Source organism: Desulfobulbaceae bacterium DB1 (genome assembly GCA_001914235.1).
Classification (GTDB): Bacteria; Desulfobacterota; Desulfobulbia; order Desulfobulbales; family SURF-16; genus DB1.
In genome coordinates this window covers 13,092-35,284 of the sequence record MQUF01000018.1, presented here as the reverse complement: position 1 = coordinate 35,284, position 22,193 = coordinate 13,092, and the positions used below count along the sequence as shown (strand labels likewise).

28 protein-coding genes and 1 pseudogene are annotated in these 22,193 nt (G+C 55.7%); 14 read left to right on the top strand and 15 right to left on the bottom strand.

The annotated features are described in order from the left end of the window. Positions 1-32 precede the first annotated feature (32 nt). The 5 genes from BM485_14640 to BM485_14620 all read right to left on the bottom strand — a co-directional run bounded on the left by BM485_14640 (position 33) and on the right by BM485_14620 (position 4,805). Positions 33-1,160 carry a hypothetical protein gene (locus BM485_14640; GenBank protein ID OKY74257.1) on the bottom strand — a complete coding sequence of 376 codons (1,128 nt, stop codon included), beginning with the start codon at positions 1,158-1,160 and terminating at the stop codon, positions 33-35. Continuing rightward, positions 1,147-1,950, bottom strand: a complete 804-nt coding sequence (locus BM485_14635; GenBank protein ID OKY74256.1) for a hypothetical protein — start codon at positions 1,948-1,950, stop codon at positions 1,147-1,149. The genes BM485_14640 and BM485_14635 overlap by 14 nt, the downstream gene beginning before the upstream one ends. Before the next feature lie 62 nt (positions 1,951-2,012). Further along, positions 2,013-2,513: a phage tail protein gene (locus BM485_14630; GenBank protein OKY74255.1), complete on the bottom strand. Its 501-nt coding sequence runs from the start codon at positions 2,511-2,513 to the stop codon at positions 2,013-2,015. Between the two features lie 75 nt (positions 2,514-2,588). After that, positions 2,589-4,535, bottom strand: coding sequence for a hypothetical protein (locus BM485_14625; protein ID OKY74254.1), 1,947 nt, complete (start codon positions 4,533-4,535; stop codon positions 2,589-2,591). Between the two features lie 18 nt (positions 4,536-4,553). Next, positions 4,554-4,805, bottom strand: coding sequence for a hypothetical protein (locus BM485_14620; GenBank protein ID OKY74253.1), 252 nt, complete (start codon positions 4,803-4,805; stop codon positions 4,554-4,556). 454 nt (positions 4,806-5,259) lie between these two features. On the opposite strand from BM485_14620, the gene BM485_14615 reads away from it, so the two are divergent. The 6 genes from BM485_14615 to BM485_14590 all read left to right on the top strand — a co-directional run bounded on the left by BM485_14615 (position 5,260) and on the right by BM485_14590 (position 9,986). Beyond that, positions 5,260-6,582 carry a hypothetical protein gene (locus tag BM485_14615; GenBank protein OKY74252.1) on the top strand — a complete coding sequence of 441 codons (1,323 nt, stop codon included), beginning with the start codon at positions 5,260-5,262 and terminating at the stop codon, positions 6,580-6,582. Positions 6,583-6,595: 13 nt separating this feature from the next. Further along, entirely contained in the window at positions 6,596-7,027 is a 432-nt protein-coding gene (locus BM485_14610) for a hypothetical protein (GenBank protein ID OKY74251.1), read from the top strand. A 398-nt stretch (positions 7,028-7,425) separates the two neighbouring features. After that, positions 7,426-7,815 carry a gliding motility protein gene (locus BM485_14605; protein ID OKY74250.1) on the top strand — a complete coding sequence of 130 codons (390 nt, stop codon included), beginning with the start codon at positions 7,426-7,428 and terminating at the stop codon, positions 7,813-7,815. Positions 7,816-7,831: 16 nt separating this feature from the next. Then, positions 7,832-8,434, top strand: coding sequence for a gliding motility protein (locus BM485_14600; GenBank protein ID OKY74249.1), 603 nt, complete (start codon positions 7,832-7,834; stop codon positions 8,432-8,434). Positions 8,435-8,443: 9 nt separating this feature from the next. Next, positions 8,444-9,769 carry a hypothetical protein gene (locus BM485_14595; protein OKY74248.1) on the top strand — a complete coding sequence of 442 codons (1,326 nt, stop codon included), beginning with the start codon at positions 8,444-8,446 and terminating at the stop codon, positions 9,767-9,769. A 19-nt stretch (positions 9,770-9,788) separates the two neighbouring features. Further along, the gene (locus tag BM485_14590) at positions 9,789-9,986 is read left to right on the top strand and encodes a hypothetical protein (protein ID OKY74247.1); all 198 of its coding nucleotides are present in this window, start codon (positions 9,789-9,791) and stop codon (positions 9,984-9,986) included. An 84-nt stretch (positions 9,987-10,070) separates the two neighbouring features. Here BM485_14590 and BM485_14585 read toward each other — a convergent pair whose 3' ends face one another. Then, the gene (locus tag BM485_14585) at positions 10,071-10,277 is read right to left on the bottom strand and encodes a hypothetical protein (protein OKY74246.1); all 207 of its coding nucleotides are present in this window, start codon (positions 10,275-10,277) and stop codon (positions 10,071-10,073) included. A 68-nt stretch (positions 10,278-10,345) separates the two neighbouring features. After that, positions 10,346-10,915, bottom strand: coding sequence for a hypothetical protein (locus tag BM485_14580; protein ID OKY74245.1), 570 nt, complete (start codon positions 10,913-10,915; stop codon positions 10,346-10,348). Positions 10,916-11,161: 246 nt separating this feature from the next. Here BM485_14580 and BM485_14575 point away from each other — a divergent pair, with 246 nt between their 5' ends. Beyond that, positions 11,162-12,127: a hypothetical protein gene (locus BM485_14575; GenBank protein OKY74285.1), complete on the top strand. Its 966-nt coding sequence runs from the start codon at positions 11,162-11,164 to the stop codon at positions 12,125-12,127. Positions 12,128-12,142: 15 nt separating this feature from the next. Next, positions 12,143-12,562: a hypothetical protein gene (locus BM485_14570; GenBank protein OKY74244.1), complete on the top strand. Its 420-nt coding sequence runs from the start codon at positions 12,143-12,145 to the stop codon at positions 12,560-12,562. A gap of 377 nt (positions 12,563-12,939) precedes the next feature. Here BM485_14570 and BM485_14565 read toward each other — a convergent pair whose 3' ends face one another. Beyond that, positions 12,940-13,233, bottom strand: coding sequence for a hypothetical protein (locus tag BM485_14565; GenBank protein ID OKY74243.1), 294 nt, complete (start codon positions 13,231-13,233; stop codon positions 12,940-12,942). Positions 13,234-13,347: 114 nt separating this feature from the next. Here BM485_14565 and BM485_14560 point away from each other — a divergent pair, with 114 nt between their 5' ends. Beyond that, complete coding sequence (locus BM485_14560; GenBank protein ID OKY74242.1) at positions 13,348-14,307, top strand: cytochrome C; 960 nt, start codon at positions 13,348-13,350, stop codon at positions 14,305-14,307. Between the two features lie 81 nt (positions 14,308-14,388). Beyond that, entirely contained in the window at positions 14,389-14,691 is a 303-nt protein-coding gene (locus BM485_14555) for a hypothetical protein (GenBank protein ID OKY74284.1), read from the top strand. Between the two features lie 11 nt (positions 14,692-14,702). Here the strand turns inward: BM485_14555 and BM485_14550 are convergent, their stop codons facing one another. Beyond that, complete coding sequence (locus tag BM485_14550; GenBank protein ID OKY74241.1) at positions 14,703-15,188, bottom strand: hypothetical protein; 486 nt, start codon at positions 15,186-15,188, stop codon at positions 14,703-14,705. A gap of 35 nt (positions 15,189-15,223) precedes the next feature. Here BM485_14550 and BM485_14545 point away from each other — a divergent pair, with 35 nt between their 5' ends. From BM485_14545 to BM485_14530, 4 genes and pseudogenes are all read left to right on the top strand, one after another. After that, on the top strand, positions 15,224-16,021 hold the full coding sequence (locus BM485_14545) for a hypothetical protein (GenBank protein ID OKY74240.1): 798 nt from the start codon (positions 15,224-15,226) through the stop codon (positions 16,019-16,021). 62 nt (positions 16,022-16,083) lie between these two features. Beyond that, a pseudogene (locus BM485_14540) lies at positions 16,084-16,176 on the top strand (ATPase P). Between the two features lie 94 nt (positions 16,177-16,270). Continuing rightward, positions 16,271-16,648, top strand: a complete 378-nt coding sequence (locus tag BM485_14535) for a camphor resistance protein CrcB (GenBank protein ID OKY74239.1) — start codon at positions 16,271-16,273, stop codon at positions 16,646-16,648. A gap of 12 nt (positions 16,649-16,660) precedes the next feature. Further along, a complete protein-coding gene (locus tag BM485_14530) occupies positions 16,661-17,944 on the top strand; it encodes a histidine kinase (protein OKY74238.1) in 1,284 nt (427 codons plus the stop codon). A gap of 59 nt (positions 17,945-18,003) precedes the next feature. On the opposite strand, the gene BM485_14525 is transcribed toward BM485_14530, so the two are convergent. From BM485_14525 to BM485_14500, 6 genes are read right to left on the bottom strand one after another with little or no spacing between them, the layout of a single operon-like run. Beyond that, positions 18,004-18,186 (bottom strand): uracil-DNA glycosylase, encoded by a 183-nt coding sequence (locus BM485_14525; GenBank protein ID OKY74237.1) that lies wholly within the window; start codon positions 18,184-18,186, stop codon positions 18,004-18,006. After that, positions 18,183-18,848, bottom strand: coding sequence for an ATPase (locus BM485_14520; GenBank protein ID OKY74236.1), 666 nt, complete (start codon positions 18,846-18,848; stop codon positions 18,183-18,185). Before BM485_14520 ends, BM485_14525 begins: the two co-directional genes overlap by 4 nt. Then, positions 18,845-19,603, bottom strand: a complete 759-nt coding sequence (locus BM485_14515; protein OKY74283.1) for a hypothetical protein — start codon at positions 19,601-19,603, stop codon at positions 18,845-18,847. The genes BM485_14520 and BM485_14515 overlap by 4 nt, the downstream gene beginning before the upstream one ends. A gap of 45 nt (positions 19,604-19,648) precedes the next feature. Continuing rightward, positions 19,649-20,734 carry a hypothetical protein gene (locus BM485_14510; protein OKY74235.1) on the bottom strand — a complete coding sequence of 362 codons (1,086 nt, stop codon included), beginning with the start codon at positions 20,732-20,734 and terminating at the stop codon, positions 19,649-19,651. Then, positions 20,731-21,981, bottom strand: a complete 1,251-nt coding sequence (locus BM485_14505; GenBank protein OKY74234.1) for an LPS export ABC transporter permease LptF — start codon at positions 21,979-21,981, stop codon at positions 20,731-20,733. The genes BM485_14510 and BM485_14505 overlap by 4 nt, the downstream gene beginning before the upstream one ends. Further along, on the bottom strand, positions 21,932-22,132 hold the full coding sequence (locus tag BM485_14500) for a hypothetical protein (GenBank protein ID OKY74233.1): 201 nt from the start codon (positions 22,130-22,132) through the stop codon (positions 21,932-21,934). Before BM485_14500 ends, BM485_14505 begins: the two co-directional genes overlap by 50 nt. Between the last annotated feature and the right edge of the window lie 61 nt (positions 22,133-22,193).

Here is a 22,193-nt window from a genome sequence, read left to right as displayed (position 1 = left end):
CGATTGCCGTTGATGCGCTCACGTTCGTCCTTTCATCTGATGGTCCGTAATGTCAGGTGTGACATATAGCTTCGTTCCCAGAAGGCGGCGGGAGGTCCGCTTCCGTTGGTCTTCGTCGTCTGTTTGATGATCACCACCTGTTGCAAGGCCGGCGGACTGTTTGCCTCGTCTTCCCGGCGGGAAGTCTCCGCTGTCTGTTTTGCCGGTTTTTCCTCCCGGACCAGTGCCTGTTTGCCCAGGCTTGCATGAAAGCTGCGGCGCAGTTGCATGACCTGGTCATCCACCGGCCGCTCTTGCTGATGCGGGGATGGGGGCACGGGGAAACCCTCGCTGTCCGTCAATTTTTCCTTCAGCGGGAAAGGGGGGGGGGAGGGCTGTGCCGGCAAAATTTCTGTTGCCGGATTGATCACCGTTTTCCTCTCCGCTTCCGCATCGTGAACAGTTTTGCTTTGTTTCATCGCGACAAAAGAGGCGTTGCCGTCATGCCGTCCGATTTTCGCGGAATGGTCGGCGGGTGCCGGGCCGGCCACTGCGTCCGTTTGCCGAAAATTTCCTTGATTTTCAGTCAAGCGTGTCGCCCCGGCGAACGGCTGCGGCCGGGCATGGTCAGCGCCCGGTCGGGATGCAGGAGGGGACGTCATGTCCGTTGCCGGGGCAGGCTGGGAAAGGGAACTGTTCCGGCCGCTCCGTGGTTGCGCGCCGGGGTGTCGGGAATCTGCTGCCGCATTACCGCCCGGGTCGCTCTGGAGCCCTGTATCTGCCGCCGGCATGCTTTCGTTTGTTTCGGCGGCGGCAAGAGGGGGAGCATCTCCCGGGGCAATGCGGCCGGTTGCGGGTTTCGCCTCCGTCCGGATGATATGCCGAGCCGCGTTGTTTTTGTCGGCAGGGGCGTGCAGGTGCGGCGGGCCTCCGGTATCGGCGGGCAACACCGGGTCAGGAGCGGATGGTACACGGCCGATTGCCGTGCCGGCAGGTATGCCCGGCCGGAATTCGACTGATTGCTTTGGCGGAAATTCCTCGCCGATTTCTTCCGAGGAAAAGCGGAAGGGGGACGGCGGCGCGGCGGCGCAGCCATGCAGGTGGCCGGAGTCCCGCTGCGGCAGGCCGAGCAGTGATCTGACAATGGTCCGTTGTCCGGTGCTTTTGTCAGCGGGCATCATGCATTTGCTCCATGTGGGCGGAAAGGATGTCGATATAGCGTCTGCGGTTTTCCCTGCTCATGCCGAGGATTTCCCGTTCACTCCAGTGGTAATGAAAGGCGAGGTAGTGCACCTCCTGCAGCAGCAGATCAAGATTGGTGCGCAGCTCATCCAGGATAAATCGTTCCAGGTCAAAGAAGGCGACAAAGGGACGTCGACATTCCGGGCAGAACGCCTCCATGCTCAGTTCGATTGACGGGGCCAGTTGTTTCATTGCCTCTTCGACGGCTCTTTTCGTTGCCGGAGCAAGAACGGCAATGTCAGCCGGAGTGACGTCCTGGATGCAGCGGGCCAGCAGCATGTCGGCGGCCGCTGTTTCATCCTCTTCAACCAATCGGCATAGCGCTTCCTGGTCGTTGCCGTCGGGCAGTCGAAAGGTGATTTCCCTGGGGCCTGACGCTTCGGCACGCCGCATGGTGTACAAGCGGCCGGTCTGCGGGACGCTTTTCACCGGGATGCGGTCCATGGGGAAATCAATGTCCATTTTTGCGCCGCAGTCAGGCCATGAGCAACGGATAATTCCCCGGATGTCGGAGCCGAAGGTGATCTCCCGCAGTTTGAGCAGCAGATACTGGCGGTCCCCCACCAGCAGGGAGCGCACCATCCCCGGCGAAACATCGTCACGGTCGCCGATGCGGCCGATGCAACCGGCAAGCAGGGCGGTTGTCAGGGCCGGCGAGGAAAGACAACGCTTTTCGGCGATCAGTCTTTCGCTGAAACCGCTGAGCGGCAGAAGGGTGACATCCCGCATCACCCTTCCCGCATCATCGACATATCCTCCCGGCAGTGTGCAGTGGTACTTGGGCATGGCACTTATGACTCAGCCGGTTCGGTGACGGCGGTGTCCCGCTCCCAGCCCTCGTTTTCCAGCTTGATGCTCTGGATCATCACCGCATTGCCCGAAGCGTCCAGCTCCGGCAGGGCCTGATATTCAGAAACCCAGCAGCGGTATACCTTGTAGGAAAGAACCTTGCTTCCCTGCAGATTGAAGACGTCGATGACGATATCCTTGCGGAAGTTTTTCAGCGACATGGAGGCATCGCTTTGAAAATTGTTGACCAGGTTGGCCCATTCCTCGAAGGTGGTGTCATGGGTGACTCCCGCCTCCATGGTGATGCCGTCATAGGAGGTCTTGCCCGGCAGCTTGCGGCTGGCGCTGGGGTCGCCTCCCTCGCGCCATTCCGTTACCTCCGTGCTTTTTTTCAGGGCGCTGCACTTGTTCAGGCCGGCTACATACTTGCCGTCCCATTTGATTTTGAATTTGAAGTTCCGGTAGGGGTCAAACCGGTGGGTGTTTACGGTAAACTGTGCCATATCTGTCTCCCTAAAGCATGTGCTCTGTTTTTTCTGTTTTCATTCAATCCGCATTCCGCAAGCCCAAATCGCCAATCAATTCTGTCCCGTCTTCTGGCTGATTTTGACCACCACGAACTCCGCCGGTTTCAGCGGCGCAAAACCGACCAGGACATTGACGATGCCGAGATCAATGTCCGCCTGGGTGGTTGTCTCGCTGTCGCATTTGACGAAAAAGGCCTGGGAGGGGGTGGAGCCCTGGAAGGCGCCCTGGCGGAACAGGGTCATCATGAAGGAACCGATGTTGAGCCGGATCTGCGACCAGAGTTCCTCGTCGTTTGGTTCGAAAACGGTCCACTGGATCCCGCCGTATATGCTGACCCGCAGCATGATGGCCATGCGGCGGACGGCAATGTATTTGTATTCCGGGTCGGAGCTCAGGGTGCGGCCCCCCCACAGGACGATGCCGGAGCCGGGGAATTTGCGAATAACACAGACGCTTTTTTTCTGTTTGTTCAAGGTGCCCTGCTGGATATCGGTGAGATCGGTGACCAGGCCCACGGCGCCGCCGACAACCGCTTCGGTTCCGGCCGGGGTCTTCCATACCCCGCGCCGGGCATCGATGCGTGAATAAAGTCCGGCCGCAAATCCCGAAGGCGGCACGCTGATGGGTTCGGACGACAGGCCGGTGGGGTCGAGCATCTTCAGCCAGGGGAAATAGACGGCGCCATAGGAATTGGGGGTGTTGATGCTGTCCCGGTACAGAATCGCGTCTTCCAGGGTGATATCGTCACGGTCCATGTCGGCGATATAGAAGCAGTCGGAAAGCGGCCGGTTGCCGCAGTAGTTCATGCCGGCATCCGCCACCGCGGGCGAGCCGATGCCCGGCACGGCGATCAGGCTGACATCGCGGATGGTGTCAAGCCAGGACAGGGCGCTGGTGTAATCATTGTCGGTGAGCGGCAGGGTGCCGTCGCCGCCGAGCTGCACCGCACTGACCGCGCCGCTTACCGTGTCGTCACCCAGGTAGAAATAATCTTCGGCCGGGGTATTCTGCGGTCGCATGGCGGATGAACCGTACACCTCGCTGCCGCCGTTTCTCTTGCCCAGCCGCAGGGCGCCGGCCGCGTTTTCCAGGGGATCGGCAGCCGCGGCAATCTCCACCTTGGACCCGGCGCTGGTGTTGCCGGAGGTGATGCGCAGCATGGTGGTGCTCTGAATGGTAACGGTAACGGTATAGGCGTTGGCCGGAGTTGATTCCCGGAGCGGGGTCATGGCCCGGATGGTGGATTGGATTGCGGCCCGGATGTCATCGAGGTCGCTGACATCGGCCCCTGCCAGGGCTGCGGTCAGATCCACCGTGCGGTAACCGTCGTTGTTGATGTTGATTCTGAATTTGCGCTGGTTTGCTCCCAGCAGGTCGCCGCCCAGAGTCAGGGGGGCGCTCTGGCTGTAACCGGCGATCTGGTTGCTGTTGCCGGTGTTGACCGCGATCCTGATATGTTTGGAGCTGGAGTTGATCACCGTCGGCGCATACTCGGGCGAGGCCGGGTTCATGGAAAGATTTTCATATGCCTCCACCAGCAATGGGGCCTCATCCGGTTTCGGGTTGTCCTGAAAGACGGTGAGGTTGAAGTCGTTGGCCGGATCGTCGGCCCTGGTGCTGTCGACAATGGCCATCAGCCGATTGCCCCAGGCGCCGGCCGAACGGGCCGCGATCGTCATGCTGTTCTGGGCGCTGCCGCCCCGGTCAAGCAGGGTCACCGAGGCGGTGTCCGCCCCGGAGGCGACCCGGCCCACATAGCATTGGGTGCCGCCGTTGTTGAAGAACTGAAACACGGCGTGGGCGAGAAAATAGCCGTTGAGAAAACCGCCGTAGATGGTCTGAAATTCAGTAAAGTTGAAAATTTTTTTCAGCTCGCCGATCGGGCCTCTTTCGGCAACACCGAAAAATGCCGCCGTGGATGTTCCGGCTGCCTCGATCGGTTTGACGCCGCTGGAAATTTCTTCCACATACACACCGGGATACGTTAAAACGGCCATGCTCTGCCTCCTTGTCAATTAAGGATTTGCTTTTTTTGTTTTCTGGCTTTTGTTTTTTGTTTGTCTGCTTGGCGCGGTTTTGACCTGTTTTGTGCCATCGATGAGGGTGATGATGCCCCGCATGGCCATTCTGAGAAGTTTTTCGTTATGCACGACCTCCGTGTCGATAATTTCAGCTGATGTTGCGCCGGGGGCAAGATAACAGGTCAGTCCGCTGTTGAGCCGGAGCATAACCGGTCGCTCCATAATGTTTCTGATGGTGACGGGCATGTGAATTCCTCTTCCTGGGCTGTGCTGGAACAGCATGAGTTTTTCCGCGTAACGCGCGGCAAATAATTTCCTCTTGAGCAAAAGGGGTGCCATGTCACGGATTGGAAAAGAAAATGGTTTGATAATGGCGTGATTCCGGTATGTTGCTTGATGCGGTTTTGCGGCGGCGATAAAGAAAATTCATGCCCGCCTTTCTGCTTGTGACAACAGGTTGTTACCTGGTAATGTTACAGCCCGCCGGGTTGATGCTCCCCCGGCTCTGCGAAAAAAGCCCTCTTCGGCGCCCGCTTGGGAAGGGATGGGGTGAAATGAAAAAAACGGAAAATGATGAATGGAGCGGCGTGTAACGTCTTGTTGTTGCACTCCTCTTTGCTGAATCTTCTTTTGTTTTCTTTCGCTTGACGAAAGACAAAAGGACGTTTTAACTCTTTGGGTGAAAAGGGGAGATTATTTCGTGTTTTACTTGCAAAGGGACTTGGGCGGTCCCACGGTGTTTGTTGCGACCCGCCTTGGCGGTTTCGCCGCCTTGAGCGGGCATGATGTCCGATCAATGGTGTTTCGTGTTCTTTTTTTTCTGCTCCTGTTTGTTTTTTGCCGGCCTTTTTCCGGGAATGCCGTGGATCTCGGCCGGTCGGTCCAGGTGCATGGATTTGTCTCCCAGGGGTATCTGGACAGCTCTTCCAATAATTTTCTTGCCGGCAGCCGCTCCGGCACCCTGGAATTCACCGATCTCGCCCTGAATGTCAACTGGGTCCCGATGGAAGAGCTGCGTTTGGGGTCGCAGGTTTTCTACCGCAACCTGGGGAACTACAGTGAAGACAAGGTGATTCTGGATTGGGCGGTGGCTGACTACCGTCCCTGGGACGAGCTGGGCATTCTGCTCGGCAAGGTCAAAATGCCCATGGGGTTTTATAATGAAGGCCGGGACTCCGATTTTCTCCAGCCGATGGTCTTGCTGCCTCAGAGCATTTATGACGAAACACGGCGCGATATTTATCTTGCCTATGTGGGAGGCGGCCTGCACGGCAATATCGAGACAGGATCGATCGGCGATTTTGATTACCATTTCTTTGTCGGAAAAACGGATTTTCCCGGCAGCAGTGTTCTGGCCGAGAGTGCGGAGCAGTCGGTTCAGTCGTTGATTGAAAGAAACAGCAGCCTGCCGGTGGCGAATCGCAATCCGGATATCCCGCTTGTCTCTCATTCCTCGAAACGGGAAAGCGACGAACTGTACGGCGGGGCGCTGGTTTTCAACAGCAGCGGGAGCGGCTTGCGCCTTGGGGCAAGCTGGCTGCATTCGATCATGAAAACATACGTCAATCATGCATCCGAAGCGGCGGGAGTCAATACGATTGACGGCGAGTTCGTTTTTTCGGCCGAGTATTCCCTGAGGAATTGGCTGCTGGCCGCCGAGTACGGAGAAAATGACCGGAAATCCACCATGTATGACAATGTCACCCTGGATGGCCCTTCGCAGGCATGGTATGTGATGGTGTGCTACAGCCCTTTTGATGACTGGACATTTTCCGCCCTCTATGATGAATTCTATCGTCTCAAGCATGACAAGAAGGGGGCAGCATTTCCCCAGGCGCCTTCCCATGCCGCCTGGCGCAAGGATTTCGCTCTCGGCCTTCGCTGGGACCTTCACCCCTCGCTGACGGCCAAGGCGGAGTTCCATTGGATTGACGGCACGGCCATGATGCTCAATATGTATAATGACGAAGGGCCGGAACGGTTTTGGAATTATTTTGCCGCAAAGCTTTCCTGGACTTTCTGAAGGGGTTTCAATCGTGTCCGTTGTCAAGGTGTCGACCCTCATTTTTCTGCTGCTTGCCGTGGCGGCGTTTTTTGCGCCGGCCCACGGCAATGATTTTGTGCTGGTGGTTGACAAGGACAGTTCGACCAGCGCCCTGACCTCGGACGCGGTCAAACGTATTTTTCTCGGGAAGCAACGGCAATGGGAAAATGGGACGGTCGTCACCATCGTCGTCAACAATAACTCCCGCGTTCATGAATCTTTCACCCGGAGCATGTTGCAGAAGTCGCCGAACCAGCTGTTGGCATACTGGAAGAAGATGCTTTTTTCAGGCAGAAGCATCCTGCCTCTTTTTGTTGATGGCGATGAGGAGGTCATCGCCGCTGTTGCCGGCAATCTGAATACCATCAGCTACATTTCTCCGGAAAATATTGACAATCGGGTGAAGCCCGTGAAACTTTTATAGGTTCCCGCTCGTTCACGTTTTTCTTCGTTAAAACCTCGATTGGAAACGTTTGTTTGAAAACTATTTGGCGGCATGTTAATTGTTTTTAGCCGGGATTCGAAGCAGTTGCCTTTTTTGGGCTGCATTTCGGATATTGCACTGCGGTATGTTCGGCGCGCCGCCCGGGGCGAATGGCCTTCGGCGGAAGGCGTCCGGTTGTTGAATGTCGTTGTGTTTTGGGAATGAATATTGCAGATAAGCCTGTGAGCTGATCCGCCGGTCGGCGGAAAGCTGCTCGTGCCCGGATGGCCACACCTCGTGTCTGAGAGCGCAAATTGTGCTCGACATTTTTCCCTGTCTTTGTGCATGATAAAAAAAGAGTATGTCAATAACGAGCGATCAGCGGAAAGGAAAAATCAATGTACAATGTTTCTGAGAAGCAGTTGGAGAAGATTGAAGCGATTTTGAAGGAAGACCTGATAGCTATCGGGGTGCATTGTGCCATTCTCATAGACACGGCAGGCAATACCATCGCCGAATTAAACGACGGGCAAACGAGCTATGATGTGACCTCGTTTGCCGCCCTGGCTGCCGGCAATTTTGCCGCGGTTGACGCCATGGCCAAACTGGTCGGCGAACAGCAGTTTTCTCTTCATTTTCACCGGGGTGAAAAGGAAAGCATCCATTTCAGCAAGGTCAATGAAGAAATTCTGTTGATCTGCATTTTCGGCCAGGACGTTTCTCTTGGTTTTTTGCGACTGAAAACGACGGATGTTATCGATAAGATAAAATTAATCTGGGAAAGATGAGAGCGTGAGGTAACCTGTGGGATTCATAAACGTAAAGAAAAAAGAAGTCCAGATCAAGATCGTTTATTACGGACCTGGCCGGGGTGGAAAAACCACCAACCTCGACTATATCAACAAGAAATACAAACAGCGCATCAAAACCGAAATGGTCAGCATCAAAACCCACGGGGATCGGACCCTGTTTTTTGATTTCCTGCCGGTTGATATCGGCAAGATTCATGGTTTTGATATCAAAATTCAGCTGTACACGGTTCCCGGTCAGGTCAAGTACAATGCCACCCGCAAACTGGTTCTGAAAGGGGTTGACGGTATTGTTTTCGTTGCTGATCTGCAGCAGGAGAGACGGGACAGCAATATCAAGTCTCTGGAGCAGATGAAGGAAAATCTGTTGAGCCATAACAAGGATGTCTTCAAGATTCCGCTGGTGTTGCAATATAACAAGATCGACCTGAAAGGCCAGGTGCCGCTTCTGACCGTTGAAGAAATGGAGAGCGATCTCAACCGGGAGTTGAAGGTGCCTTCGTTTGTGGCAAGCGCGGTAACCGGAGAAAACGTTGTGGACACCTTGAAGAAAATTATTTCCATGACCTTGATTTCCTTCCGTAAGGAGCTGCAATAGGAGGCGAGAATGACTGACAATGCGGAGACAATTAAAGAGCTGAAGGCGGCTATCCTGGCGATTGAATGGGAAATTACCGATGAGGCCATGGATAATCTGGCCCAGGCGATAAAGCCGCTGCAGGAGCGCTGGGTCGGACAGAAACCTCTGCTTGTCTGCCTGCAGGTGATCGGCACCCTGGGTCAGTATATCAAGAAGGCGCGGGAACGGGCCCATCAGGATGCCATCAAGTTGCTGCACTCGGTTTTCGCCACCCTGGAAAAGGTGGTGATCGATCCGGATTTGACTGCTGCCCTCAAGGTTGCCCTGGTGCGCGGCGAGGTGGCAAAATACAATGCCTTGAAGGAAGGAATTTCCCGGCCGCGTAAAGGACAACCGCCGGCGCCGACTCCGCCGCCTGAAGCGGCACCTGAGACAACCGTCCAGGGCGGGGGCGGCACCACCATGCGCACCCTGATGGATCAAAAGGAAGATACGGCTGTTGATGGAGCGTTTAACACCCTGTTTCAGGGGATGGTTGAAGGTGACCGTCAAGCAGCCCCTCCGCCCATGCCGCCCATGCCCTCGGCCGTTCAGGGCGCGGATGCCAAGGAAATCCGGCTGGACAGGGTCGATGACGAGGTCTTTCCCGAGGCGGACAGCCTGCTTGATGATTTTTTTGCCGACGATGAAATCGGCGCAACCGTGGAAGAGGTTTCTGCCGCTCCTGCGGTAAAGGCGGTGGCGGAAGAAACCGTTGAGGTGGATATCGGGCAGATCGAGCCTGAAAAGAAAGAGGAACCGATTGATCTCACGACCGGAGAAGCCGTTGTTCCGGAAGCCGGGGACGAGGAGGTTCGGGCTGATAAGCTGGGGCGCATCATTCAGCAGATCGCTTACGGCGCAAGTCCGAACGGTCTGCAGGATCTGGCGGATGAGGTGGGGAGGTTGCAGGGGGCTTTCCCTGGTCATTCCTCCATGCATCTCTTTCTCGAATTCATTGCCGCGGTCGGCCGCCATCTGCAACGCAGTCCGGATGTCCTGGCGGATCAGTCCTGCCGCCTGTTGCAGAAAAATTATGACCGGCTGAACCATTCGCTGTTTACCATGAAGCCGCAGAAGACACTGCTCTCAGCCCATCTGGAGGCAACGGCCGACTATATCGCCTGGAATGAGTTGGTGGTGAGCGCCTTGCATGAGACGCAACAACAGGTTGCCTCACCGCCATCCGTTGTTGTGGCGGCGGCGGAACAGGCGGAGTTGTCCGCGGCCATGGAGGCGGCGGTGACGGATATTGTCCGCCGCGAAGTTGACAGGCTTCGGGAAGAGCTTATGCAGATGATGGGAAAAGAATAATCGGCGGGAGTTTGGAAAGATGCTTGTTTTTTGTGAGGAATGCGGTAAGCGCTATTCCTTCCCCCCTGAAAAAGTCGATCCCGGCAGCAAAAAATTTCGCTGCCGGGATTGTAATTTTTTGATGACAATCATCCCGCCTGATCCGGAGAGGGATGACGATTGCCCCCTCTCTCCGGATCCCGCCGTCAAGAATGACGCCCCCGCGGATGGCGGGTGAGCCGTTTTCATGCGAGTGTTGCCTTCACGGCGCCTTCATGCCGGATTCCAGAAAGGGGAATGGCCGGCATGAAGGAGACGCCGCTTAGCAACCTTCGATTGCCTTTCCCTTTGCGCCTTTGATCTTCACTTCCGTTCCCACCGGGAATTCAGCGGCCTGGCTGCCGCAGTCCAGAATCACCTTGGTGCCTTCAACGGCGGTGACGGTACATTTGCCGCTTGCCGCTTGCAGCGCTCCGGCTGAGGTCACGACGAATGCGATGGCGAGAAGGATACTTGTTGTCTTTTTCATGATGTTTCTCCTTGTGTTTAATGGTTGTTGTGTCTTGGGTGACGGCCTTTTATCCTGAAACTGTTCCGTTATTTTCCATGACATTCATTGCATTTGCTCGGGCCGCTTTTCTCACCGGCCTTGGCCATATTCTTGTGGCAATCCATGCAGACGGCATGCATCTGCTTCTTGTATTCCGCCGCACCGCCGCCCGCGCCGATTGAAGCGGTCAAGCGTTCGCATTTGTCCGCGCCGCTAATTTCCTCGGCGGTCTTGGCGCCCTGATGACAGGCCGCGCAGGTGAAATCATCGGTGTAGGGGATGGCGGAAAAACCGCTTTTGCCTTTCAGGTATTTTTCCGCATGGAGCGCATGGGTGAACTCCTTGACCTCTTTGTTGTCGGCGGCCAGTCCGGCAATCGACGGGCATGCCTGCTGGATGTTGATGTTGACTTTTTCCTGCAGGGATGGTGTTTCCCCGGCCAGCAGGGAAACGGGGGCCATGAGAAAGATGGCGGCTGCGCCGGTCAGGCAGAAGAGTTTGGCGGAAATTTTTTTCGGGTGAGACTGCTGTTTATTGTTCATCTGTTCCTCCTGTGTTGCGGTGATTTTCCTTGCTTCCGGACGCCGAGTGAATGCGTCCTCCTTTTGGTCAAACATTACGGTTTCTTCGCTGAAAAAAATAGAGGACATCGGGGCAAATCAGGGGGGACAGGGGGTGATGTCTGGTAGACATTGGCGGAAAATCAATATGTTGCGTGAAGTGGCGTTTCGGAGGAAGCCAGCCGGTCCGTCACCGGAGATGGGGTTGGAAATGTCAAAAAAAAAGAAATCCGGTGTCGGACGGAGAGGAATTGTTTATGATAGGGCTTTCAAATGAAAAGCAATATCACAGGAAGCAAAGAAATGGAGACGAATAAATTTACCGGCGGGGTGCCGATGGTTCGAATCGACGGCACCAAGGTGCGGACCCTGCGGGAGACAAAGGGGCTTACCCAGCTTTTTCTGGCCACCTCGGTCGGTGTTACCACCGATACCATTTCCCGCTGGGAAAACAAAAGATATCCCACCATCAAGAAGGAAAACGGTCTCAAGCTGGCTGAAACGCTTGAGGTTGAGCTTGAGGAAATTCTCGAGCGGGAAGAAGGGCTTTCCCCGGATGGACCGACGGAAAACGGCACGGAATCGGTTGCGGAAATTTCTCCGGTCCAGGAGGAGCCGCCCCCCGGCGAAACCATTCCGGTCACGAAACGTTTTCCGGTCGTGCCGCTGGCGGTTGCCGTGGCCCTGGTGGTTTGTCTTTTTTTGCTGTGGCGATTTTATCCGGCCGAAGAGCAACCATCCCTCACCGCTGTTCGCCGCCTGCCCGTTCAGGGGGTTGTCGATGCGCCTTTTCCCGTAACAATCGATGTCCGCGGCAGCTCGACCTCCCCTGTTTCCCTTATCGTCAAGGAAAAACTCCCTGCCGGCAGCAAGCTGCTTTCCTCGGTTCCTCCCTATTCCGCCTATGACCCCAAGACCGGCGAGGTCAAATGGCTGCTGAAAATTGACGGCCGGCAGGTGTTTGCCTATACGGTGAAACTTGCGCCGACACAGGAGCCCGCGGTGCAATTTGCCGGCACGGTATCGGTGTCAAAAGGATCCGGACGCCCCGGCCCCGTGCAGGGCAATGCGACGGTCAAGCTGACCGGTTTTCACTGGGCTGATGCAAATGCCGATGGTCGCATCAGTGACGAGGAAATTCTGACGGTTTATGATGTGTTCAACGAAATCATGACGCTCGGCATTGATATTGATCAGGTGGAGGAAATCTGGTTGGGATCGGGTTATGAATGGAACAGTGAGCGGAAGAAATTTGAGATTTTTCCCTGATAAGGAGTTGCCCGGATGAAATCAAGAAGAATGATGCAGGATCGAACACGAAACATTTTTTGGCTGGCAATGCTGCTTGGGGTTGTGACCCTGGCACTCCCCGGTGCGACCTGCGCCCGGGAACTGGTCGGCGGCAGATATGTTTCTTCCGCGGGCGTGAATATTGTCCTTGAGCTGGATATCAAAAGTGCTGCTGCCGGCAATCTCATCGTCCATCAGTTTTTCCCGGCGGGTATCACTATGGTGAAATCGTCTCCGCCGGCAATGAAATTCGACAACGGCAAGGCGAAGTGGCTTATCAAAAAGGTGCAACCCGGCACCTTGCGCATCGCGGTGGAGTTGTCCGGGCCGATTCCGCCGGGCGAGGTGCGGGCGGAGGTGCGCTGCCGGGATCAGGAAACCGGCAAAATGTTGAATATTGCGATCAGTCCGTAAGGTTCTTTGTCTTTTGACTCCATCCGTCCCCATGGCCCCAGCGGCCTGGGGCCATGAGATCAGTGCTCGTAACTTATTCGGAGATTTCCGACTCGAATTTGCCCCGGACTCTTTTCTTTCGTCCGATACAGACTGATTCCCTGTCATTCTTATTTATTTTCAATATCCAAAGCGGAAAATTTTCCGTTGTCAAGCATCTCCTCGTTATTCCTCTGCTTTGTCGACAAAATAAAAAAAAGGATGTATTGAATACTTGCAATATTTGTGTTACGGAGTGTTACGTTTACCGTGAGCAGCCATTCAGCTCTGGGAAAAAATCCAGCTGTTCCCACAATATTTTTCGCAATTTCAGGAACAGTTGTGCTATAATTTTTATTTTATCGCATCTCTTTGTTATTGTTGTTTTTTTTGGCGAAACTGCCGGCGCGGAAAGCGAATTCAGTTTGTCTCGTGCAAATCCGCTCGATGGCCGTTTTGTGTATGTAACTGTCTGATATGTCGTGTGAAGTTGCAAAAAAAGCGTTTTGCCAAGCCACTATTTTCCGGTTTTTTGCACATATGAGCCGGCAATCAATAAACGGAAGACCGCTGTTTTTGAATGGAGACCGGGGGCACCCGGTGCAGCCGGGAGATCCCTCGGCGACCGAATTTGAAACGGAAGTGTCGTCCATGTGTCTTCGTGGCACGGAATGTCGGGATTCGGCGGCAATTGAACTGGATTTTTGTCAGTAATCGTTGGGAGATGAAACACAAACGGTACTTAACAGAAAACGCGAGGAGGAAACATGAGGAAAATTTTGAGGATTGGCTTGCCGTTACTGGCCGTGACGGCACTATGGACGGCCACTGCATACTGCGAAGGCGGTCCGAAACCCGCCGAGCAGCCGAAGGCCAAGACCATAAAAGAACTGGTCGAACGCTATGATTCAAGCAGTTGCGTCGAATGTCACGAGGAGGCGCACGGGCAATGGGAGAATTCCCTGCATTCCCGTTCGATGCTCGGTACCGGGCGAACGGCTCCGACCATCATCACCGCCATGGAAGTCGGGGTGAAGAATTTCCCTTATTCCGGAGTGAAAGATGACAAGGACATTACCGTGGAACATCTGCGGATGTGTACCAAATGCCATCTTCCCCAGCTGGAGGATGCCACCGATGATGTGGCCCGGGAGATTATCGCCACCATCAAGGGCTGGCAGCAGGCCAAAAAGGATGGCAACGACGATTACGCCGACAAGCTGGAAGGGACCATCTCCAGCCTTAACATCAACTGCCGGGTCTGCCACAACAGAATGGCCATCATCCACAAATGGTCCGACGGATATGCCCAGCCGGATACGGTTTACGGCTCCAAGGAAGGCGCCCATGATGATCCGAATTTCCCGAAAATGGCTGTCGCCCCGGCGCTGGGCGAGTCCATATTCTGCGGGCAGTGCCACGGACAGGGACCGAATTTCGAGCTGGCTCATCCTTCCCAGTGCGCCACCCTGTACGGCAGCTATCTCTTTGCTTACACGGCTGAGGGTGGAAGTGAGAGCTGTCAGGAGTGCCACATGGTGAAATCCGGGCTTGGCCACGACATGCAGTCCTATAACAGCGAGGAGATGCGCAAGATGGCCGTTGACGTGGAAGTGGACGGACGCTCGTTGTTCTGGCGCAAAAACACCGCTGAAGGCGTTATCCCCATGGGTATCATTAATGTGGAGATCACCAACAAGGCCGGGCATACCATCCCGGACGGCTGACCCACTCCCAATAGGCTGGTCCTGGATGTGACTGCCAAAACAACCGATGGAAAAGAGATTTACAACAATCAGAAAATCTACATGCCGTATCCCGGCCGCATGGGCCGTGGTTCGGAAATGGGCAGAGGGCCCTATGAAAAGAGCGGTCTTCTGCGTGAAACCAGTTTGCCGCCGATGAAAACCACCAAGGAAACCTTCGAGATACCCTATCCTTTCAAATCATACGAAAAGGACGGCAAGAAGACCAGGGATCTGATCAATGATGAGATCGTGGTTGACATCAAGCTCTGGTATCTGCCCTTTGGCGAATTTGAGGGACATGAGGTCGTATTCTTCGAGGAACAGAAGAAACTCGATCTGAAAACCGAGTGGAAGTGGCGATAATTCGGCCCTGATCAGGATGCGGGGTAAGGCCTCGCCGGGGAGGATGTTTCAGTGCTCTCTGCCGCCTGAAATCCGCTGATTACTGGTACGTTGAGCATCTGTCCGACTTCATTGGGAGAATGTTTGACATTTTCAGTTTCGTCGTTTATCGTGCAATAAATATTAAGGCGATGGAGTTCGCCATTAACCGCTTGCCTGCAAGCTGATGACTCCTGCCCTCCGAAAGGAAGGCAGGAGTTTTTTTGTTTTGGAGGTCGTATGCCCCGGAATATGGGGACAGGCCGTGATATGGTGATTTGGCCGGGCCTGGCATTGATCGCCACGCTTTTCTTGAGCTGGTGGCGGTACAGCCGCCGGAACCGTCCGACATCGTGGAAATGGGCGCCGTGATCGATGCAGTTTTCGGTTTTCATGAAAACCGTCGCCGGTGCCTGCAGATGCCGGTTATGGGGAAAATGAACCGGAGAGGGACCGCATGAAAAGTCAAAGCCGCTCATATGTTTCTCCTGCGACAACTGACATGGGTTCGGTAGTGATTGATCGTTTCTCGGCAATCCTGGCCGCTGCCGTTCCCTTTGTGGAAGCAAGGCGCAAGCCCTCCGGCGGTTTCGGCGCCACACCCAGGCTGCCGGCTACCATCGAGGACACCTACCACGCCTTGAACATCCTTGGCCTTGCCCGGCAGTACGACGAGCTGGGAAAAGGATTTGATCCCGCTGAAGACGAGAATCTGCGGTCTTATCTGGAGGGCTGTCGGCGGACCCTGTCCGTCGGAGCCAGGATGACCTTCCAGCTGCTCTGGTGCTGTCGGACCGCTGGGATTGCATTGGACTCAGATGCCGTCGAGGCGGCCGTGCTCGACAGGATACAAACTGCCGTTTCTCTGGATGACTGGTATTATTGCGCCGGAATTTTGGCGGAGGTGCTGGGACGTAAACCGGCGATGAAAGCCGGAGAGCGTCACCTTGCCGCCGTTTTGAACCGTCATTGGCGGAGCGTTGACGAGGCCTGGATGCATTTGTATCTGAGCCGGATATTCGGACGTGCCTTGCCGCGCTCCGATGAGGAGATGATTTCCTGGTTCCGGGCCAGCCAGAACGGTGACGGCGGTTTCGGCTTTTTCCCCGGCACCACTTCCTTTGTCGAGAACTGCCATTCCTGTCTCCGAGCGCTTGACGCCTTGGGGGCGGTGCCTGCCGACCCGGAAAGGGCCGGACAGTTTCTTGCCGGTTGCCAGACCGCCTTCGGCGGCTTTGGTCGCGGTCTCCGGGCCACGGCGTTTCTCGACACCACCTGGCATGCCGTGGCGGCGCTGTCTCTCCTCAACTGACATCAATGCCGCTTGCGGCGGCAACAAGGAAAATTAATAACGAGCCGAAGAAAGGTTTTTTTATATTTGCGCTTGAAATACCAGGATTTGGCGCGGTACAACTACGGCACCTGGTGACGGATTTCACCGGGACACTCCCGGTTGACGGCAAGCTCTTTGCGAACGCAGTTTGGCGGCTCAACCCGAAACGATTAAAGGCGGCATTGCGGTTTTGAAAAGACGATACAATTTCTGCGGACGGGTGGCGGCATGACGAAAATACTGCTGGTCATGATCGGCGGCAGCCTTGGGGCCCTGTCAAGGTATGCAATGGGACTTCTTGCCGTGAAGCTCTTCGGTACCGGCTTCCCCTGGGGGACGCTGATCGTTAATCTTTCAGGGTGTTTCCTGGTCGGTTTGGCCTTTTCCTTGGCGGAACGAGGCGTTGATTTCATGAATCCGCAAGCACGCCTTTTTTTTATGACCGGCTATCTGGGGGCACTGACCACTTTTTCGACTTTTGCCCTGGAGACCGTCAATGGTATGCGTGCCGCAACCCACCTTGTTGCGCTGGTCAATTTTTTTTCCAATAACATTATCGGCGGGGCCTTGGTTTTGCTTGGCCTTTGGCTGGGTCGATTGAAATAAGGAGGGCGCTGCATGCTGCAATACAGGATAATCGAGATATTTACCAGCGAGGAAGCTCGTTGGCAGGGCAGCCCTCTTGCCGATGCCGTCGTGCGCTACATCCATGATCTCAAGGCCGGGATGCGTTGTCTGGTGACGCGCGGAGTGCAGGGGTGCTACGAAAACGGAGAAATCGCCACGGACAGGCTTGTCATTCTTTCCTACAACATGCCGGTGCGCATCACCATCGTCGCACCGGCCGTCGAGGTGGAACGCGTTCTGCCGGAAATCGAAAAAATGGTCACGGACGGCATCGTGGCAATGCAAGACCTCGCGGTTGTCGCTCACAAGACACGAAGCTCGATCTTCCCCAGGCACATCAGGGTGCGGGACATCATGACCGTTTCGCCCAATAAAGTCACAATCGACACCCCGCTCAACGATGTGGTCCGCCTGCTGCTTTCCTCGGTTTTTACCGGCGTGCCGGTGGTTGACGGAAAGAGTCGGCCCGTGGGCGTCATTACCCAAAGTGATTTGATATATAAGGCAGGCATGCCCATGCGACTCGGTCTGCTCGCTGTGTCGCGCGCTGATACCCTGGCTGCCGTCCTGGCGGCGCTTGCCGATAAAAAAGCGGCAGAAGCCATGAGCCAACCGGCGCTTTGCATGCGGGAAGATCGCCTGGCAATCGAGGCCGTGGAGCGTATGCTTGAAAAGCAGCTGAAACGTCTGCCGGTGGTCGATGCGGACGGCAGGTTGGTCGGCATGCTTTCGCGCATCGATATATTCCGCACCATCATGAAGGAGGCGCCGGACTGGAAGAGTTTCCGGGCGCAGCACATCGAAGTGGGCAACCTGCGTCTGGTCTCCGACGTCATGCGCCGGGATACGCAGACGGCTCGGCCGGATACCTCGATCGAGGAGGTCATCCGGATGATCGACGCCAACGACATCCAGCGGGTGGCGGTGGTGGACGGTGACGGCCGGTTCCTGGGGCTGATCTTTGACCGGGATCTGCTGGTCGCCTTCTCATCCGCCCATTATGAAGGCATCTGGAATTATTTCGTCAGTAAAATACCCTTCACGGAACGCGGCAGGAAATGCCGCGAGTTCCGTGAACTGTTGCGGGCCGGGACCGCCGCCGAGGTCATGCAGACGAATATTGTCACCATCGGGGAAAATGCCGTTCTGGACGAGGCCGTCAGGCTCATGACGGACAAGGGCTTCAAACGTTTGCCGGTGCTCGATGCCCAAGGCCGATTCCGGGGCATGATCAGCCGTGATTCGTTGCTGCGCACCGGGTTCGGCAAGGGGTGAGAAACAGTGATTTTGCGGCCATGATGCCGAGCGAGACATTGACTTATGCGGAAAAAACGTCACTTTTTCTCAAACAGCCGGCATTCGAGGCCGGAGCTTTCGTAGACCACCAGGGCCGGATTTTTTTTTGATTTAAAGCCCATGGCCTTGCAGCCGTAAGGGTGGGAAGCCTGGTAGGTGATGAAGAAATGGCGGCAGGCAAAGCAGTTGGGCCGTTCGCCGCCGTTTGCCTGGCCGCTCATCTGGATTCCGCCAAGTGCTGCCTGGCGGTTTTTTCCAGGCCCTTGATCAGGACAAAGCGCCCCAGCGGCACCACCCGGCAGGGAAAACTGCCGACAAAGAGCGGGTTGTCGCACAAACCGCCGGAGAGATAGAGCACCTCGGGTGAACCGGCGAAGCGGTAGGCATTGACCGCAATGCCCTTGACAAAGCGGGCCACTGCTTCGGCTTCCGAGATGCCGGAGGTGACCGCGTCAAAGATGTGGCTCATGCCCAGGACGCCGCAGGTGATGGAGAAGGTGGTTTCCGGCACGGCAAGGCTTGTGTAGTCGAGGTTGTAGTAGCGTTCCAGCAGTTCGATGGTAAATCCCATGGAAGCGCCGCATTCACTGTTCCAGCCCATGTCATGGAGCTCGCCGCCGCAATAGCTGATGTACTTGATGTCACGGCTGCCGCAGTCAAGCAGGACATAGTCCGTTGCCGCGATCATCTCTTCGCCGCCCCGGGCCAGGGCGGTCAGCTCGTTGACGTAATGGGAGCTGAAGCGCTTGCCGTTATGGCCGGTGGCAAGGTCCACCCGCAATCCCCTGGGCAGATCCTTGGTGGGGATGAGGGTGGGCGCGGCATCCGCCGCGTCGAGATCGAGGAATTTGCAGTACGAGGTGCCGAAATCAGCAAGCATCATGGGGCGACCCCGGAAAGTTCAAGGAAGGCCTGCACCTTGGCCCTGGTGCTGCTGCTGCAGGTGACATCCACATCAAGATAAAGGGCCTTCGGGTGTTTTGTCGCCAGCAGTTTGGCCAGGGCTGTTTTGGCGCAGAAGGACTGGGCAAAAAAAACAGTGGGGACCAGCGGGTTAAAGACGGTCTCAAGCTCGGTGTCGGCCGGTGTTTTGTTTTCCATGCAGCGGGTCCAGCCGTAAACATGGGTTGTGTCCGGGAAAAGGGCAAGCAGTCCGAAATCCCGGGGCGGCACTCCCCAGAAGCCGGCGGTCGGCGGGCAGGGGGGATAGTGCTGTTTATCATAAGGCGCGCTGCTTTGCACGCCGGCCGTGATTTTTTGCAATTTTTCCAGCAGATTCATGCGGGTGGTGCAGATGGGATGTCCGAAAGGGGTCATGTCGTCGTTTCCGGTACGGATCACCGGGATGGGCAGCATGTCCCGCAGCACGCTTGAGACGTGCAGGGCGCAGTCGCATTTGCCCTGTCCCACGTCAATAAATATCATATCCAGCGGCAGATGCAGGGCGTTCAGCACCACGGTGCGCAGGATGGCGCAATAAACCCGGGGCACATGGGGGGTGGTCAGTTCCATGTCCGCCTTGACCAGCGGTTCGTCGAGGTCGTAAATCCGGGCGCCGCCGGCGTTGAGCCGCCGGATAACCGTCAGAGGCGGGATGCCGACAATGCCGACCTTGGCGCCGGGTCTGATCGGCGGCAAGGGGTCGTGGACGGTGAGTTTTTCTTCAGGTGCGGGCATGGAGCGCTATCTTCGGTTGGTTCGCCAGAGCAACAAGAGCCCGCTTGCCGAAAGCACGACATGGATGGACCAGGAGGCGACGAACGAATTCAGGTAATCCGCCTGGCTCAACGACTGGCCGACATTCCAGAGACCCCAGGCAAAAAAGGCCAGGACGCAACTGACCGGAATGGTCATGGACAGATCCCTGCTCCATTTGCGCTGCATGGAATGAAGCAGTGGAATGGCCAGCAGCAGCAGCGGCACCCCCAGGAAGATAAAGGAAAAGCGGCGGTTGATGTCGATAATGCCCTGGCGCTTGCCTTTCGCCAGGCTCTCCATGGCGTTGCGGTGCAGTTCGGAGAGGGAGAGTTCCGCTGTTTTGTAAACGGGAATGAAAAATTGATCCGGGGTGTCGGGCAGGTCAAGTTTCAGTTTGGAAAAAATTTGTATGTCGTAGCCGCCGTCGGGGCGTGGCTTTTTGATCTGGCCGTTTCTGAATGTCCAGCCGTCTTCGCTCCATGACGCTCCTTTGGCGGTGAGGAAGATGGTGATATTGCGGTGCGACTCGTCCCATCCGGTATAGATGAACTGGGTGAAATGGTGTTTCTGCGGGTCGGGCAGCTTCAGGGTGTAAAAACCATTTTCGCCTTTGTGAAAGACACGCCCTTTGCGGACAATGCCCTTGGCCACCTGCTGGGTCACCTCCTGGTACCAGATTTCATTCATGCGGGTGTTGCTTTTGGGCAGCAGCCACTGGGCGGCTGCCACGGTAAACAGCGTGAAAAGAAGGGAGGCGGCCATGATGGGCAGCACAATGCGGAAGAGTGAAATGCCCCCGGCATTGAGCGACATGAGTTCGCGGTTTTTGCCCAGCAGCCCCAGGGTGACGACCCCTGCGAGCAGGATGCAGACCGGCGCCATCTGGTCGTAAATCAAGGGGATTTTCAGTAGAAAATAGGTGAGGGCGAGGGTGAAGGGTTTCCCTGCCTCGCTGAAATTATCGATGCGTTCGAAGAAATCAACCAACAGGTAGATTGCCACCAGGGAGGCGAGCACCAGCAGCAGGTTCATGAAAAACTGTTTGAAAATATAGCGGTCAAGCAGTTTCATGAATTGTCCTTTTTTCGTGGCAGGGGCAGGCTGCTTTGGACCCGGTCGATGGTATGGAGCAGAAAGTCGATGATGCTGATGGTGCTTTCCCGACCGGCAAAACGGAGAATATAGATAGTCAGGATGCCGAAAAGAATATTCGGGGTCCACATGGCGAAGATGACCGGCAGCGAACTGGTTTCGCTGATGCCCTTGACAAAGGAGAGCACGACATAATAGCTGATGAAGATGAACAGGCCGAGAGGGACGCCGATTGAGCGCTGACCCGGTTTGGTGCGTATGGCAAGGGGAAGCCCGAGAAGGGTGAGGATGAAGCACCCCCCGGCCAGCACCAGCCGCATATGGTATTCAACCAGCAGGGAGCGGGTTTTTGCTGATGTGTCGTCATGGGCGGCGACGTATTTACGGATGTCCGCTTGCGTCATTTCGCTCTTGCTGAGTTTCTGGGATTCTTGTTCGCCGATGGTATCCGCACCCTGCAAGGGAATATGCAGGGCATAGCTTTCAAAGGAAACGGTGTCGCTGGTTGACTCTTTGGCGGCATGCATGGAGCCGTGCTCCAACTGCAGGCTGATCAGCATCCGGCCCATATCGGCCGTGAGAAATCCTGATTCCGCGATGATGGTTACCGGATTTTCGTTGTCCCTGGTATCCGAGACGTAGACTCCCCGCCATGTGCCGTTTTTTTCGTCTTCATTGTCGATATAAATGACGATGCCCGGCAGTCCTTCGCTGAAATGCTTTTGCCGCAGTCCCTTGTCGATTTTTTCCTTGGCCAGCTGGAAAAAGAGTTTTTTCATGGCCAGGGAACCGGCCGGTATCAGGGTGGTGGAAAAGTAGCCGGTCAGCAGCGAGGTGCAGAGGGCAAAGACGACGATTGCCGGCAGCATGCGGTAAAGGCCGATGCCGGTTGACTTGAGCGCGATCAGCTCATTGTCGTTGCCCATTCGGGTGAAACAGAGAATGACCCCCAGCATGCTGGCCATGGGGATGGCAAAGAGAAAGATGTTCGGCACCATGAAGGCGCAAAAGCGGATAAAATCGGCCGGGCCGATACCGAAATTGATGATGAAATCAAAAAGGGGAATCAGACGTCCGAGAAAAAGGATTGCCGTCAGAATAAGGAGGCTTGCAAAAAAAGGGGCAAGGGCCTCGGTGAGGAGATATGAGTAAAGCAGCAGCGGCACTTTTCCCTTCCTATTTGCGGTCCGGCATAAGGCCCGGAAAAGCGCGGGCGATGCCGCCAAAGTTGCCGATCAGCAGGCAGCCCGTCAGGTTGCTTGCCGGTGTGTCACAGGGGAAGATCGGCAAGCAGTGTCGCTGCGCAAAGATGAAGTGCAGGGAACGGGAAACGACTCCGAGGACGCCGCCGGTCATAATGGCCAGGATTTTTGTCATAATTATATTGAGTGTGATTCCTTGCGATGTTAAAAACAAATCAATTTATCATATTTGGTTC

Bases quoted from the DNA above. Each gene is read 5' to 3' on its own strand.
- BM485_14640 (OKY74257.1), bottom strand. From the start codon at position 1,160: ATGATGCCCGCTGACAAAAGCACCGGACAACGGACCATTGTCAGATCA.
- BM485_14635 (OKY74256.1), bottom strand. From the start codon at position 1,950: ATGCGGGATGTCACCCTTCTGCCGCTCAGCGGTTTCAGCGAAAGACTG.
- BM485_14630 (OKY74255.1), bottom strand. From the start codon at position 2,513: ATGGCACAGTTTACCGTAAACACCCACCGGTTTGACCCCTACCGGAAC.
- BM485_14625 (OKY74254.1), bottom strand. From the start codon at position 4,535: ATGGCCGTTTTAACGTATCCCGGTGTGTATGTGGAAGAAATTTCCAGC.
- BM485_14620 (OKY74253.1), bottom strand. From the start codon at position 4,805: ATGCCCGTCACCATCAGAAACATTATGGAGCGACCGGTTATGCTCCGG.
- BM485_14605 (OKY74250.1), top strand. From the start codon at position 7,426: ATGTACAATGTTTCTGAGAAGCAGTTGGAGAAGATTGAAGCGATTTTG.
- BM485_14595 (OKY74248.1), top strand. From the start codon at position 8,444: ATGACTGACAATGCGGAGACAATTAAAGAGCTGAAGGCGGCTATCCTG.
- BM485_14590 (OKY74247.1), top strand. From the start codon at position 9,789: ATGCTTGTTTTTTGTGAGGAATGCGGTAAGCGCTATTCCTTCCCCCCT.
- BM485_14585 (OKY74246.1), bottom strand. From the start codon at position 10,277: ATGAAAAAGACAACAAGTATCCTTCTCGCCATCGCATTCGTCGTGACC.
- BM485_14580 (OKY74245.1), bottom strand. From the start codon at position 10,915: ATGTTTGACCAAAAGGAGGACGCATTCACTCGGCGTCCGGAAGCAAGG.
- BM485_14575 (OKY74285.1), top strand. From the start codon at position 11,162: ATGGAGACGAATAAATTTACCGGCGGGGTGCCGATGGTTCGAATCGAC.
- BM485_14570 (OKY74244.1), top strand. From the start codon at position 12,143: ATGAAATCAAGAAGAATGATGCAGGATCGAACACGAAACATTTTTTGG.
- BM485_14565 (OKY74243.1), bottom strand. From the start codon at position 13,233: ATGGACGACACTTCCGTTTCAAATTCGGTCGCCGAGGGATCTCCCGGC.
- BM485_14560 (OKY74242.1), top strand. From the start codon at position 13,348: ATGAGGAAAATTTTGAGGATTGGCTTGCCGTTACTGGCCGTGACGGCA.
- BM485_14555 (OKY74284.1), top strand. From the start codon at position 14,389: ATGCCGTATCCCGGCCGCATGGGCCGTGGTTCGGAAATGGGCAGAGGG.
- BM485_14550 (OKY74241.1), bottom strand. From the start codon at position 15,188: ATGAGCGGCTTTGACTTTTCATGCGGTCCCTCTCCGGTTCATTTTCCC.
- BM485_14535 (OKY74239.1), top strand. From the start codon at position 16,271: ATGACGAAAATACTGCTGGTCATGATCGGCGGCAGCCTTGGGGCCCTG.
- BM485_14530 (OKY74238.1), top strand. From the start codon at position 16,661: ATGCTGCAATACAGGATAATCGAGATATTTACCAGCGAGGAAGCTCGT.
- BM485_14525 (OKY74237.1), bottom strand. From the start codon at position 18,186: ATGAGCGGCCAGGCAAACGGCGGCGAACGGCCCAACTGCTTTGCCTGC.
- BM485_14520 (OKY74236.1), bottom strand. From the start codon at position 18,848: ATGATGCTTGCTGATTTCGGCACCTCGTACTGCAAATTCCTCGATCTC.
- BM485_14510 (OKY74235.1), bottom strand. From the start codon at position 20,734: ATGAAACTGCTTGACCGCTATATTTTCAAACAGTTTTTCATGAACCTG.
- BM485_14500 (OKY74233.1), bottom strand. From the start codon at position 22,132: ATGACAAAAATCCTGGCCATTATGACCGGCGGCGTCCTCGGAGTCGTT.